Annotated in this window: 16 protein-coding genes and 1 tRNA gene; 8 read left to right on the top strand and 9 right to left on the bottom strand. The window is 63.8% G+C overall.

Annotation, left to right across the window (positions count from 1 at the left end):
* Positions 1–11: 11 nt before the first annotated feature.
* Positions 12–302, bottom strand: a complete 291-nt coding sequence (locus AWB82_RS27710; protein ID WP_086972526.1) for a putative quinol monooxygenase — start codon at positions 300–302, stop codon at positions 12–14.
* A 211-nt stretch (positions 303–513) separates the two neighbouring features.
* Between AWB82_RS27710 and AWB82_RS27705 the strand changes: the two genes are divergently transcribed.
* On the top strand, positions 514–801 hold the full coding sequence (locus AWB82_RS27705; RefSeq protein WP_086972525.1) for a hypothetical protein: 288 nt from the start codon (positions 514–516) through the stop codon (positions 799–801).
* Here the strand turns inward: AWB82_RS27705 and bamC are convergent.
* Positions 765–1985 carry an outer membrane protein assembly factor BamC gene (gene bamC / locus AWB82_RS27700; RefSeq protein WP_086972524.1) on the bottom strand — a complete coding sequence of 407 codons (1221 nt, stop codon included), beginning with the start codon at positions 1983–1985 and terminating at the stop codon, positions 765–767. The genes AWB82_RS27705 and bamC overlap by 37 nt on opposite strands.
* A gap of 415 nt (positions 1986–2400) precedes the next feature.
* Here bamC and AWB82_RS27695 point away from each other — a divergent pair, with 415 nt between their 5' ends.
* Both AWB82_RS27695 and AWB82_RS27690 read left to right on the top strand, forming a co-directional pair.
* Complete coding sequence (locus tag AWB82_RS27695) at positions 2401–2862, top strand: DUF2844 domain-containing protein (RefSeq protein ID WP_086972523.1); 462 nt, start codon at positions 2401–2403, stop codon at positions 2860–2862.
* Positions 2863–2872: 10 nt separating this feature from the next.
* Positions 2873–4147 carry a DUF3443 domain-containing protein gene (locus tag AWB82_RS27690; RefSeq protein WP_086972522.1) on the top strand — a complete coding sequence of 425 codons (1275 nt, stop codon included), beginning with the start codon at positions 2873–2875 and terminating at the stop codon, positions 4145–4147.
* A gap of 65 nt (positions 4148–4212) precedes the next feature.
* Here the strand turns inward: AWB82_RS27690 and pcaC are convergent, their stop codons facing one another.
* From pcaC to AWB82_RS27660, 6 genes are read right to left on the bottom strand one after another with little or no spacing between them, the layout of a single operon-like run.
* Entirely contained in the window at positions 4213–4596 is a 384-nt protein-coding gene (gene pcaC / locus AWB82_RS27685) for a 4-carboxymuconolactone decarboxylase (protein ID WP_086972521.1), read from the bottom strand.
* A 2-nt stretch (positions 4597–4598) separates the two neighbouring features.
* On the bottom strand, positions 4599–5387 hold the full coding sequence (gene pcaD, locus AWB82_RS27680) for a 3-oxoadipate enol-lactonase (protein WP_086972520.1): 789 nt from the start codon (positions 5385–5387) through the stop codon (positions 4599–4601).
* A 4-nt stretch (positions 5388–5391) separates the two neighbouring features.
* Positions 5392–6759: a 3-carboxy-cis,cis-muconate cycloisomerase gene (locus AWB82_RS27675; protein ID WP_086972519.1), complete on the bottom strand. Its 1368-nt coding sequence runs from the start codon at positions 6757–6759 to the stop codon at positions 5392–5394.
* 4 nt (positions 6760–6763) lie between these two features.
* A complete protein-coding gene (gene pcaF / locus AWB82_RS27670) occupies positions 6764–7966 on the bottom strand; it encodes a 3-oxoadipyl-CoA thiolase (RefSeq protein ID WP_086972518.1) in 1203 nt (400 codons plus the stop codon).
* A 33-nt stretch (positions 7967–7999) separates the two neighbouring features.
* Positions 8000–8656, bottom strand: a complete 657-nt coding sequence (locus tag AWB82_RS27665; RefSeq protein ID WP_086972517.1) for a 3-oxoacid CoA-transferase subunit B — start codon at positions 8654–8656, stop codon at positions 8000–8002.
* Positions 8657–8667: 11 nt separating this feature from the next.
* A complete protein-coding gene (locus tag AWB82_RS27660; RefSeq protein WP_086972516.1) occupies positions 8668–9360 on the bottom strand; it encodes a 3-oxoacid CoA-transferase subunit A in 693 nt (230 codons plus the stop codon).
* 231 nt (positions 9361–9591) lie between these two features.
* Between AWB82_RS27660 and AWB82_RS27655 the strand changes: the two genes are divergently transcribed.
* A complete protein-coding gene (locus AWB82_RS27655) occupies positions 9592–10410 on the top strand; it encodes an IclR family transcriptional regulator (RefSeq protein WP_086972515.1) in 819 nt (272 codons plus the stop codon).
* Positions 10411–10453: 43 nt separating this feature from the next.
* The gene (locus AWB82_RS27650; RefSeq protein WP_086972514.1) at positions 10454–11377 is read left to right on the top strand and encodes a LysR family transcriptional regulator; all 924 of its coding nucleotides are present in this window, start codon (positions 10454–10456) and stop codon (positions 11375–11377) included.
* A gap of 3 nt (positions 11378–11380) precedes the next feature.
* Here AWB82_RS27650 and AWB82_RS27645 read toward each other — a convergent pair whose 3' ends face one another.
* Complete coding sequence (locus AWB82_RS27645; RefSeq protein ID WP_086972513.1) at positions 11381–11797, bottom strand: DoxX family protein; 417 nt, start codon at positions 11795–11797, stop codon at positions 11381–11383.
* Positions 11798–11899: 102 nt separating this feature from the next.
* Here AWB82_RS27645 and AWB82_RS27640 point away from each other — a divergent pair, with 102 nt between their 5' ends.
* The 3 genes from AWB82_RS27640 (at position 11900) to AWB82_RS27630 (ending at position 13513) form a co-directional block, all read left to right on the top strand.
* Positions 11900–12790 carry a LysR family transcriptional regulator gene (locus tag AWB82_RS27640; protein WP_086972512.1) on the top strand — a complete coding sequence of 297 codons (891 nt, stop codon included), beginning with the start codon at positions 11900–11902 and terminating at the stop codon, positions 12788–12790.
* A gap of 95 nt (positions 12791–12885) precedes the next feature.
* The gene (locus tag AWB82_RS27635) at positions 12886–13347 is read left to right on the top strand and encodes a hypothetical protein (RefSeq protein ID WP_235023469.1); all 462 of its coding nucleotides are present in this window, start codon (positions 12886–12888) and stop codon (positions 13345–13347) included.
* An 89-nt stretch (positions 13348–13436) separates the two neighbouring features.
* Positions 13437–13513 (top strand) — tRNA-Pro (locus AWB82_RS27630).
* Positions 13514–13517 lie beyond the last annotated feature (4 nt).

Genomic DNA, 13517 nt, shown 5'->3' with positions numbered 1-13517 from the left:
TATTCCGTCCGTCAGAGAATCTTGCTCGCGACACGCACCTCGGCGTGCTCGCACAAATCCGGCGACTTGGCTCGAAACACCTGAATATGCGCCGACTCGCCGTGCTTCGCGAGCGCCGCCTCACTGTCCCAGCGCTCGACGAAGATGAAGCGCCGCGGCTCCTTGATGTCGCGGTGCAAGTCGTATTGCAGCGCACCGGCTTCCTTGCGCGTCGGCTCGACGTTCGCTTCCAGCACTTGCCTCAGTTCCTCTTCCTTGCCCGGCTTGGCGACCAAAATAGCGACGACTGCAACTTCCGACATGAGCATTCTCCTGTTTTCACTCAAACGATGAAAACAGGAGCATAACCGCGCACCGCACGTACCGCCGAAAACGCCAGATCAGGGCCAAAGAAAAAGCCCGCGTTCCGAGAGAAACGCGGGCAAAAACCGTCGCCCTACGAGGATAGGCGACGGGGCCATCGGGGCTCGCGCGTGGCGAGCCAATCGTCTGTTTGTCGGTGCAACGTGCCTGATGAGCGCGCTTTCGAAGAACGTCGGGCGGGTGAATTTCGCCATTGATGCAATGTACTGTCCGCACGTTCATTTCTATAAGCTTTTGCGCACATTTCCCGATAGAAAGAATTGTCTGCGCAATTATTACTTCACGCTCGCATTTCCGCGCATGCCGAAGAAATCGTTTGCGCGGACGGCGCGACGGCGATGGCTCAAAAAAAAACCGCCTCGCGAAGGAGGCGGTTTCTGCGGGATTGGACTTAAAAACGATCAGCTGATCTGGTCGGCAAGCAAAGCCATGATCTGACGAGCTTGCGGCGACGCATCGAGATTTCCCTTGTCGTCGACGATCGCGACGCGCGTCTGCTGATCGGTCACGGCGCGCACGTTGATCTGATACTGCTTCGCCTTCATTTCCGTGCGGCCATGGAACACCTGGCTCCAGAAACCCTGCTCCGCCGACTTCTTGTCGGTCGGGTCGACGTAGCGCACGTAGTAGACGCCCTTGCTGCGGTCGCGGTCGTCCACCGTGAAGCTGGCGCGATCGAGCGCGATGCCCACGCGCAACCACGCGCGGTCATAGGCTTCCGGCAAAGTGAGTTGCGAGGACGCGGCCTCGGGCACGACTTCGTTGCGGATCGGCGAGTTGCCCGCGTTCACGACGTTCTGCGCCGCGACCGACGCCGCCTTCGAATCGCCACCCTTCGCGGCTTGCGCACCCGCGGCGCCCGCTGCACCGGCGGCAACCGGCGTGTCGAGCGACGTCGCGCCGCCGGAAGCCGCCCGCTGATCGGCCAACGCGAGCGAGGACATCAGGCGCTTCAGGTATTCGTTTTCGAGCGCCGGATCGTTCGGGCGCGCCTGCCACTGGCTCGTGTCGTTGTTCACGCCGGTCAGCGCCTCGCGCATGCCCTTCTGGCTGATGAACACATACGTGCCGCCGCTCGGCGCCGCTTCCAGACGCGTGCGGTACTTGTTGCGCTCGGCCGTGACATACGAGTTGCCGGTTGCCTTGGCGAGCGTGTCGCGGATCAGGCCGTCGGAAATCTGCGGATGGGTTTCGTTCCAGTCCGTTTCCATCACGCCCTTGTCGCGCTGATCGACGACGAGCAGGAAGCCTTGCTCCTGCCAGAAACGGCGAATCTGCGGCCACACCTGATCGGGCGTCTTGCCGTCGACGACGAGCCAGCGCTCGGTGCCGTCGCGCTGGACGTGCATGCCCGACACCGGCGGAACCACCGTAGGCGCGTTCGGTGCGACTTTCTGGACCTGCTGCAGCTCGGACAGCGATGCCTGCCCGCCCTGAGGCGGCAGCGAACGCTGGTCGACCGCTTCGTCGAGCAGGTTCGGCGGAACGGCGAGAGACACCTGTTTCGAACGCTGATCGCTCTTGTAGTTGAATGCATTGGGATTGGTCGAGCCACATCCCGCCACGATTCCGGCCACCGCGAAAAGCGCAGCCATCCGCTTCGTTACACGAAAATCTGTCATTTGGAGAAGTCCTTCCGCTACGCCACGGGCGTTCTCCGTGGATCAACCCGTTATTTTACCGGTCCGCCGCGCGTCGTGACAAAAAAAGAGGTTCGAGCGTCTCCGCCGAGCACCCGCAGCGCGCCCGCTGAACGTTGCCTTTCGATGACGAAAGCAGCTTACGAGCAGCAAAATGGCGCCTTTGCATTTCTCCATTTAAGTCGCTTCACGTCGAATTGACAATTTATGACAATTCGGAAAATCGGCAATTCAACTTTTCAATCTTCGTAACATACTGATTCATCTAGGCTTCTTTCCCTCCATCGCGAATCCGCCCTCCTCGCGCGGACGCATCGGCGCATATCGCTTTGTTCCGACTTCCTCATAAAATCGCATCTCGAAAATAAGAACAGTCCTAAATATCGGAGAGAACGTGATGAGAAAAATCAGAATTCCTCACTACGCAGCGACTTGCCTGACATTCCTCGCGATCGGCTCGTCGGTTGCCGCGCACGCTCAACTCGGCGCGACCGGGCGCGCCGCGAGCGCGTCGCAGGGCGATGTCGTGCATCAGGCGCAGGGCGGCCTCGTGCGATATCACGAAACGACCGACGCCAACGGCATCGCCGTGCGTGAGTACGTGGATTCGAGCGGCGCGGTGTACGCGGTTTCGTGGCGCGGCCCCGCGATGCCGGATGTCCAGTCGCTGCTCGGCAGTTATTTCGAGACGTTCAGGCAAGGCGCGAACGCGTCGGCCGGCGATGCAGGTTTGCATACGTCGCGCGTCGCCAAGGACGATCTCGTCGTCGAAAATCGCGTGCGGCTGCGCGAATTCACCGGCCGCGCATGGCTCGCGAGCGCTCTGCCGCCGGGCGTGAACTCCACGGATATTGAGTAAGAGGTCGAACATGAACACCCGTGCCTTCCTCTCGATTCCGGCCCTCGCGCTTTGCGCTCTGCTGCACGCCTGCGGAGGCGGCGGCTCTAGCGGAAGTACCGCTGCGTCGCCGCAGCAGGCCAGCGCGCCCGAAACGGCCAGCGCCGCGCCGCCCGCGAGCGCGCCGTCGTCATCCCCATCCGCCGACACGAGCGTGCCGCAATCGACGACGCCCAACGTCCAGGCCGTCCGTGTCGTCAGCACGCCGACCAACACGCGCAACATGCTGCAAACCAGCGTCACGATCTGCGTGCCCGGCACGGACACCTGTCAGACCATCGACAACATTCAAGTCGATACCGGTTCGCACGGCCTGAGAGTGCTGGCGTCCGCGCTCGATCCTTCGATCGTGCTGCCGCTCGTCGCGGGCGGCAGCCAGAGCGCGATCGTCGCGGAATGCGCCGTGTTCGGCTCGGGCTACACGTGGGGCGCGGTGCGCACGGCCGATGTACGGCTCGCAAGCCAGGTCGCACGCTCGACGCCGGTGCAACTGATCGCCGACACCGCCGCGGGCAACGCGGCGCAGGACTGCAGCCAGTCCGGGCTGCCGATGCTCACCGCGTCGAGCTTGCGCGGCAACGGCATTCTCGGCGTCGGACCCTTCGCCGCCGACTGCGGCGCGAGTTGCGCGGCCTCCGCGCTGCCCCGCTGGTACTACAACTGCGTCTCGGGCAACTGCGTCGCGGGCGCGCTGGCGGTTGCGCAACAAGTGACGAACCCGGTCGCGAACTTCGCCTCCGACAACAACGGCGTGCTGATCGAACTGCCCGACGTGCCGGACAGCGGCGCGTCGGCGGTCGCGGGGACGATGACCTTCGGCATCGGCTCGCAGTCGAACAATCTGCTCGGCTCCGCGACGGTGCTCAAATCGAGTTCGAGTTCCGGCTACGTGACGACGGATTTCGGCAGCAACCAGTACGGGTCGAGCTTCATCGACAGCGGATCGAACGGCGTCTTCTTCCCGTCGACGACGCTCGCCCGATGCGGCGTGTGGTATTGCCCGTCGACGCCGCAAACTATCACCGCGACGATCCGCTCGTCGAGCGGCGCGCAGAGCGCGGTGAGCTTCACGGTCGCACAATCGACGGCCTTGTTCGGCTCGGGCAACTTCGCCTTCGACAATCTCGCCGGCGCCGCGAGCGGCGGCTTCGACTGGGGCCTGCCGTTCTTCTATGGCCGGCGCGTGTTCACGGCGCTCTCCGGACGCGCGACGCCGGCGGGACCGGGGCCGTACTACGCCTTCTGAGTCCAGAAAGCAAAAAACCGTCTCCGGTTTCCCGGAGACGGTTTCCTGTCGAAGCCGCGTGGCGACTACGCCTTGCTCTCCTCGTCGAAGATCTTCTGCGCGAGGTGGAATGCCGAATTCGCCGCCGGCACGCCGCAGTACACCGCGGTCTGCAACAGCACTTCCTTGATTTCGTCCTGCGTGACGCCGTTGTTTTTGGCGGCGCGCAAATGCAGCGCGAGTTCTTCGCCGCGGTTCAACGCGACCATCATCGCGATCGTGAGAAGACTGCGCGTGTGACGCGGCAGGCCCTCGCGCGTCCAGATTTCGCCCCATGCGTAGCGCGTGATGAAATTCTGGAATTCGGTCGTAAGCTCGGTGCGATTCTCAAGCGAGCGGTCGACGTGCGCGTCGGACAGCACCGCGCGGCGCACCTTCATCCCGGCTTCGTAACGTTCGTCGTCGGTCATCTTTATTCTCCGAGGAAGTCGAGGACGGCGCGCGTGTAGTCGTCGCGCTTTTCGATGTTCGACAGATGCGCCGCGTCCAGTTCGAGGTAGCGCGAGCCGTCGATATAACCCGCAAGCTCGCGGCCCTGCTCGGCCGTGGTCGACAGATCGTGCGTGCCGGAAATAACAAGCACGGGCAGCTTGATCGTCTTCGCTTCGCCGCGCAGGTCCGCATCGCGGATCGCCTCGCAGTTCGACGCGTAGCCGTCGCCCGACGTGTGGCGGAACACATCGCGAATGTTCGCGAGTTCGAGTTGCTCGCGCTCGATGAACGGCGCGGTGAACCAGCGCGCGATCACGGCGTCGGTCAGCGCGGGCATGCCGCCCGGCTCGCGCGCTTTCGCGGCGCGCGGCGTCCACACGGCGTCCGAGCCGATCAGCGCGGCCGTATTCGACAACACCACGCGCGAGAAGCGCTCCGGATGACGCGCGGCCAGTCCGACGCCGGTCAGCCCGCCCATCGACAAGCCGCAGTAGTTCGCGCGCTCGATTTTCAGATGATCCATCAGGCCGATCACGTCGCCGATGAGCTGGTCGATCGTGTACGGGCCGGCCGGCACGTCCGAATGGCCGTGGCCGCGCGTGTCGTAGCGCAGCACGCGAAAGTGCGCAGCGAACGCCTCGATGTTCGGCGTCCACATCGAGACATCGGCGCCGAGCGAATTCGACAGCACGAGCCACGGCGCGTGGTCGCCCGCCGTCGCATCGATGCGATAGTGAATCCGTGTTCCGTTGACTTCGGCAAGAGGCATGTTTTTACCGCTCCTGTTTTTTCGAGTGAGCGTTCGCGATGGCGGCATCGACGAACGCTTGCGCCTGTCCGACGTAGTTCGCCGGATCGAGCAACGATTTCAATTGATCGTGCGACAGAGGACGCGTGACGGTTTCGTTCGCGGCGAGTTCGTCGAAGAGCGAGCCGCCATTCGCGACCGACGCCTTCGATGCGCCTTCGACCAGCTTGTGCGCGTCGAGCCGGCCGATGGCGTCGCCGAGCGCGAGCATCACCGCTTCGCCGAGAATCAGTCCGTTGGTCACGTCGAGATTGCGCGCGAGCCGTTCGACATTGACTTCCAGCGCCGCAACGATGCCCACGATATTCGACAAGGCGCCCGCCGTCAGACGCGCGAGATCGGGCAGCGCCTCCCATTCGGCCTGCCAGCCGCCCAGCGCGCGTTCGTGCTCCTGAACCATGCCCGCGAAGATCGTCGCGACGAGGTTCGGCGCACGCGTCGCCGCCGTGAGCACGGCCGCGCAGCCGACCGGATTGCGCTTGTGCGGCATCGTCGACGAGCCGCCCTTGCCTGCCGCAGCCGGTTCGGCGACTTCGCCGAGTTCGGTCTGCATCATGAGCGAAATGTCGCGCGCGATCTTGCCGAGCGAACCCGTCAGCATGCCGAGAAACGACGCGGCTTCCGCGATGCGATCGCGCTGCGTGTGCCACGGCAATGAGGGAAGCGTCAGCTTCAAATCTTGCGCAAGCGATGCAGCGACCGGCAATGCGTTCTCGCGCAGACTCGCGAGCGTGCCCGCCGCGCCGCCGAATTGCAGCACGAGCGCGCGCGCCTTTAACTCGCCAAGACGCTCGCGATGACGCGTCACCGCATCGAGCCACTGCGCGAACTTCAGACCGAGCGTGACCGGCAGCGCCTGCTGAAGCCAGGTGCGCCCGATCATCGGCGTTGTCCGGTGAGCTTGCGCCTGCACGACGAGCGCATCGGAAAGCGCACGCAGATCCGTATCGATCGAGTCGAGGAAAGCGCGCAATTGCAGCACGACGCCGGTATCGATGATGTCCTGGCTCGTCGCGCCCCAGTGCACGTACTTCGCGGCTTCGGCGTCGCGCGCCTTCACCACGGCCGTCAGTTGCTTGACGAGCGGAATCGCGAGATTGCCGCCCGCCGCGGCGCCGGTCATCAATGCATCGGCGTCGATGTTATCGGCGTCGCACGCGGCGACGATCGCCTCGACCGCGCCCGGCGGAATCACGCCATGCAGCGCCGAAGCACGCGCGAGCGCGGCTTCGACGTCGAGCATCGCCTGCACGGTCGCGCGCGGCGACCAGATCTCGTTCGCGGCTGCGTTGCCGCAAATGAGATCGGTGAGACGTCCCGTGGATGCGAACATCGGGTCAGACACGCTCGATGATCATCGCGATGCCCTGGCCCACGCCGATGCACATCGTGCAAAGCGCATAACGGCCGCCCGTGCGATGCAACTGGTAGCTCGCGGTCGTGACGAGCCGCGCGCCCGACGCGCCGAGCGGATGGCCGAGCGCGATCGCGCCGCCGTTCGGATTGACGCGCGGATCGTCGTCGCCGACGCCGAGCATGCGCAGCGTGGCAAGCCCTTGCGATGCGAACGCTTCGTTCAGCTCGATCACATCCATCTGGTCGATGGTCATGCCAAGACGCGCAAGCAGTTTCTGCGACGCCGGGCCCGGGCCGATGCCCATCACGCGCGGCGCCACGCCGGCCGTCGCGAGCCCGAGGATGCGCGCGCGCGGCGTGAGGCCGTTGCGCTTCGCGCTTTGCTCGTCGGCGATCAGCATGGCGACCGCGCCGTCGTTCACGCCCGACGCGTTGCCCGCCGTCACCGAGCCGTCCGGACGCACGACGCCCTTCAGCTTTGCGAGCGCTTCGAGGCTGGTTTCACGCGGATGCTCATCGCGGTCCACGACGAGCGCGTCGCCCTTCTTCTGCGCAATCGTCACCGCGACGATTTCCTGCGCCAGCGTGCCGTCCTTCTGCGCGCGCGCCGCCTTTTGCTGCGAGCGCAATGCGAACGCGTCCTGATCGGCGCGGCTGATCTTGTAATCGTCCGCGACGTTTTCGGCGGTCTCGGGCATCGAATCGACGCCGTATTGCTTCTTCATCAGCGGATTGATGAAACGCCAGCCGATGGTCGTGTCGTGGATCTCGGCGGAACGCGAGAACGCACTCGTCGCCTTGCCCATCACGAACGGCGCGCGGCTCATGCTTTCGACGCCGCCCGCGATCATCAGGCTCGTCTCGCCCGCCTTGATCGCGCGCGCCGCGATGCCGATCGCGTCCATGCCCGAACCGCACAGGCGGTTCACGGTCGAGCCCGGCGTGCCGATTGGCAGGCCCGCGAGCAGCGCCGACATGCGCGCGACGTTGCGATTGTCTTCGCCCGCTTGATTCGCGCAGCCGTAGATCACTTCGTCGATGGCTTCCCAGTCCACTTCCTTGTTGCGCTCGACTAGCGCGCGCAACGGCACGGCGCCGAGATCGTCGGCTCGCACGGAAGCGAGCGAACCGCCGTAACGGCCGATCGGCGTGCGGATGGCATCACATACGAAAGCTTCTTTCATCAGTTGCTCCAGTTCTCTTATGTCTTTCGGGCGTCAGGCGGCTTCGGTCAGCGGCGCGAATTGAAGCGGCACCTGGGCCAGCTTCTGCAACTCTTCGAACGACAAGCCTTCCACGATCTCGCGCACGACGAGGCCTTCCGGCGTGACGTCGAACACGGCGAGATCCGTGTACACGCGATTCACGCACGCAACGCCCGTCACCGGATACGTGCACACGTCGACCAGCTTGCTTTCGCCCTGCTTCGTGAGCAGTTCCATCATCACGTAGACCTGCTTTGCGCCGATCGCGAGATCCATCGCGCCGCCGACAGCCGGAATCGCGTCGGGCGCGCCAGTGTGCCAGTTCGCGAGATCGCCCGTCGCCGATACCTGAAACGCGCCGAGCACGCAGAAGTCGAGATGGCCGCCGCGCATCATCGCGAAAGAATCGGCGTGATGGAAATACGCGCCGCCCGTGAGCAGCGTCACGTGCTGCTTGCCGGCGTTGATGAGTTCGTCGTCTTCGGAGCCTTTCGCGGGCGCCGGACCCATGCCGAGCAAGCCGTTTTCGCTGTGCAGGAAGATTTCGCGGTCCGCCGCGAGATGATTGGCGACGAGCGTCGGCACGCCGATGCCCAGGTTCACATACGCGCCTTCGGGAATGTCCGCGGCCACGCGCTTGGCCATTTCGTCACGGGAGAGTTTCTTCATGGCTTTTGTCCTTAGGCTGCGAGTTCCGCTGCGTGCACCGCTTGCGGCACTTCCACGACGCGCTGCACGAAAATGCCCGGCGTCACGATGTTTTCGGGGTCCAGCTCGCCGAGCGCCACGACCTTCGAGACTTGCACGATGGCCGTTTTCGCGGCGCTCGCCATGATCGGACCGAAGTTGCGGGCAGTTTTACGATAGACCAGATTGCCCCAGCGGTCGCCCTTATATGCCTTCACGAGCGCGAAATCCGCGTGCAGCGGCGCTTCGAGCACGTAATGCTTGCCGTCGATCACGCGCGTTTCCTTACCTTCCGCGAGCTTCGTGCCGTAGCCGGTCGGCGTGAAAAATCCGCCGATGCCCGCGCCCGCCGCGCGAATACGCTCAGCCAGATTGCCTTGCGGCACGAGTTCCAGCTCGATTTCGCCCGCGCGATAGAGCGCGTCGAACACGTGCGAATCTGACTGGCGCGGGAACGAACAGATGATCTTGCGCACGCGCTTCGCCTTGAGCAGCGCGGCCAGGCCCGTGTCGCCGTTGCCGGCGTTGTTGTTGACGATCGTGAGCTCGCGCGCGCCTTGCTCGATCAACGCGTCGATCAGCTCGGACGGCATGCCCGCCGTGCCGAAACCGCCGATCATGATGGTCGCGCCGTCGTGGACGTCGGCCACGGCCGAGGCGAGCGAATCGAAAATCTTGTTGATCATGTGCCGTTCCTTCTGCTGTCCCGGGAGAGCCGGTTCTCAAACCGCGCTTCCCGAATTCGGGTTTACCAGTTGGTAATCAGACTTGCTTCAGAATGTTCGTCATGCGAACATGGATTCGTTTAGCGAACATCGGCATGTTAGTCCGGCATTCGTTGTCGTGTCAACGAAGCATCTGCAAACTGCGGGTTTTCACGGGGTTCATCGTCCGTTCGCGCTTTCATGACAGGTCTTATGAAGAATTCAGCCACGCTCAATCCGGATGCCGAGCCGCAAGACGCGCAGACGCGCCCCGGCGATGCCTACGTGCAGTCGTTCGCGCGCGGACTCGCCGTCATCCGCTCGTTCGATGCCAACCGCCCCGCCCAGACGCTGACCGATGTCGCCGCCGCCACGGGCCTCACGCGCGCGGGCGCGCGCCGCATTCTTCTGACGCTGCAGGCGCTCGGCTATGTCGAGGCGGACGGGCGGCTCTTTCAGTTGACGCCGAAGATCCTCGATCTCGGCTTCGCGTATCTCACGTCGATGCCCTTCTGGAATCTCGCGGAGCCGGTGATGGAAGATCTCGTCGAGCAGGTGCACGAAAGCTGCTCGGCGGCCGTGCTGAACGGCGCGGAAATCGTCTATGTGCTGCGCGTGCCGACGCACAAGATCATCACGCAGAATCTGTCTATCGGCAGCCGTCTGCCCGCGTTCTGCACGTCGATGGGCCGTGTCCTGCTCGCCGCGCTCGACGAAGCGCGCCTCGACGAAGCGCTCGATTCGAGTTCGCTCGTCGCGCGCACGCCGCGCACGATCGTCGACAAGAGCGCGCTCAAGGAAGCCATCGCCGCGGTGCGCCGCCAGGGTTGGGCGATCGTCGATCAGGAACTGGAGGAAGGCTTGATTTCGATGTCCGCGCCGATCCGCGACCGGCAAGGCCGCGTGATCGCGGCGCTGAACATCAGCGGCAACGCGCAGCGCAAAAGCGCGAAGCAGATGGTGAAGGCGTATCTCGAACCACTGCAGGAAGCGGCCCAGCGCGTGTCGGACATGGTCGCGCGGCGTGGATGACACCGCATCGGCCATCGACGCGCGAGGAGGCAGCCGCTCTACCATGAACGATCTCGATCTCAACCTGATTCCGTACCTCGTCGCCATCGAGGAGACGCGCAACGTGAGCCGCGCCGCCGAGCGGCTCGGCGTGAGTCAGCCGCGCGTGTCGACGGCGCTTGCGCGTCTGCGCGAATACTTCAACGATCCGCTTTTCGTGCGCACTTCGCGCGGCATGGAACCGACGCCGCGCACCCTCGCGCTCGTGCCCGCGGCGCGCGAGGCGCTGGCGCGAATCGAGCGCGGCCTGCTCGACCGGCAGCACTTCGATCCTTCGACGAGCACCGAGACGTTTTCGATCGCCCTTTCCGATGTCGGCGAAATCGTGTTTCTGCCGCGCCTGCTGCAGGCCTTCGCGAACAAGGCGCCGAACGCGAATCTGCGCTCGGTGTCGGCTTCGCACGGCGACGTCGAGCGCGGGCTCGAAGCCGGCGACATCGATCTGGCGGTCGGATACTTTCCAGACTTGCGCGGCAATAACTTCTTCCAGCAGCGGCTCTTCTCGCATCGTTTCATCTGTCTGATGCGACGCGATCATCCGTTCGCGAACCAGCCGCTCACGCTCGAACGCTTCATGGAATGCGGCCACGCGGTCGTACGCGCGGAAGGTCGCAGCCAGGAGGTTCTGGAGAACTATCTCGACAAGCAGCGCGTGCGGCGGCGCGCGGTGCTCGAAACGCCGCACTTCATGAGCCTGCCCTTCATCCTGTCGCGCACCGATCTGATCGCGACGGTGCCGCATGCGATCGGCTTCGCGTATGTCGCCGAGCACGCCTCGATCACGCTCGCCGAGCCGCCGCTCGCGTTGCCGCGCTTCGATCTGAAACAGCACTGGCACCGCAAGTTTCACAACGATGCGCGCACGATGTGGCTGCGCGGCGTCGTCGCTTCGCTCTTCAACGACGAACTCGACGAATGGCCTAAATAGGCCTCAACGCCGCTTGTCGATGCTCCACGCGCCCGGGCCCGCCGCCGCGATGAACAAATAGATGAACGACAGCAGCACGGCCGGTTCGCCCTGATTCAGAAGCGGCAAAAAGAAGTGCCCATTCGGCGCGTGCCCGATGAAATACGCGAACGCCAGTTCGCCCGACAGCACGAACGCCGCCGCGCGCGTGAACAAGCCGATCAGCACGAGCACGCCGCCGATCAATTCGATGATGCCCGCCGCGCCGAGCAACGAGAACAGCGGCAAGCCGTCGAACATCGCGATATGCGGAACGTGGAACAGTTTCGCGCTCGCGTGCGTGAGCAGCAGATACGAAGCGACGATGCGCAGCAGCGCGTGAGCGTAGCCGGCGAGCGCGGGCGCGCTTGTCGTGGCCGGGCGAGCTTGAGTCGTGAACATCGCAGAACTCCTCTGAAGGTGAATTACTTGAGTTTAGGCAGTGATCGTCCGTCGATAAATCCGGCTAACATTAGCGTTTTGTTTCCCGACAGGAAATGATCGATGGATGCTTTGACCAGCTTGCGTGTGTTCCGCGAAGTCGTCGAGGCGGGAAGCTTCGTGAAAGCGGCGGAACGGCTCGACATATCCACCGCGATGACGAGCAAGCACGTCGCCAATCTCGAACGCCAACTGGGCGTGCGCCTTCTGAACCGCACGACGCGGCATCTGAGTCTTACGGAAGCCGGCAACGTCTACTACGAGCAGTGCAGCGAGGCGCTCGATATCCTGCAGGCCGCGCAAGCCGCCGTCGGCGTGCAAACGGCGCAACCGCAAGGCGTGCTCAAGGTCACGGCGCCCGGCTGGTTCGCCAATCGCAAGTTCGCGGATCTGCTCGTCGCTTATCAGGCGCGCTATCCCGGCGTGCTCGTCGATCTGCGGCTGGAAAATCGCTTCGTCGATCTCGTCGAGGAAGGCTACGACATGGCGATCCGCGCGACCTCGGAGCCGTCGCCCTCGCTGATCGTGCGGCCGCTGTGCAAGATGCCCTTCGTGCTCGCGGGCTCGCGCGCCTATCTCGAACGGCACGGCAAGCTGCTTCATCCGGACGACGTCGCGCGTCATCGCTTTGTCTTGCCGACGTATACGAACATCGATTCCGTGACATTGACGGGGCCCGACGGCGCGTTCACCGTGAAGAACCAGGCCGTGCTGAAGACCAACGATACGTCGATGGCCCTGCAACTCGTGCGCGCCGGGCTCGGACTCGCGTACTTTCCGCTGTGGATCGTCGAGCCGGAGCTGGCATCGGGCTCGCTCGTGCGCGTGCTGCCGAGCTATTCGGCGTTCTCGCCGTCGGTGTACGCGGTGTACACGAGCCGCAAATACATGACGACGAAGGTGCGGACTTTCATCGATTTCCTGTCGGAGTCGCTGGCTGACCGGCCAATGTGATTAGGATTACTCTTATTTTAGCGCCGAAACTCGCGTGTAATGATCGCGCTCGCTTCCGGATCTCGCGTGCCAGATGCGACAAAAGTCCATCCATCTTGCGCGCCGCCGGGATCGCCCCTGTCACCCGCACGCGAGGCAAGCGCGACATGCATTTTCCCTGGCTTCCTTTGGTTTTTATTCTGGGCTTGTTGGGCTTCACGCTGTTTGTCTGCCGCACGTTGAATGCGAGTGAACGCAGTCTGAAGTGGAACGGCGCCCTGATTTTCCTGTTTCTGTGCTTCGCGGCCATGCTGCTGGACTTCACGTTGACGATGATCTTCGCGTCCGCAGGCTTCAATGCGCGCACGCCGTATGACAGCTTCGGCTCCAGGATCGCGTGGAGCGAGCGCGTCGTCACGTATCTGATCCCAGGCGCGATTTCGCTGTTCCTGGCATTGCGGTTCCGCAGGCGTCAGCGCTTCGCGCGCGCTCTCTCGCATGACGGAGCGCCGGCCGAGCGCGAAGGCACGCTGCAGATCCAAACCTCGCCGTATACGCGGTCGGAGTTGACGCTCTGACGCGCGGCGAGTGAATTTAGTGAGTGCAACAGCGAAATTGTTCGAAGCAGTTCTACTATTCGTTTCTCTCTGATATACTTTCGCTCTTTCGGGGCGTAGCGCAGCCTGGTAGCGTACCTGCATGGGGTGCAGGTGGTCGGAGGTTCAAATCCTCTCGCCCCGACCAGAAA

The sequence above is a fragment of the Caballeronia glebae genome, from assembly GCF_001545035.1.
Lineage (GTDB): Bacteria > Pseudomonadota > Gammaproteobacteria > Burkholderiales > Burkholderiaceae > Caballeronia > Caballeronia glebae.
Note: the sequence above shows the minus strand (reverse complement) of the source record. Positions and strands in the feature narration are given on the sequence as shown.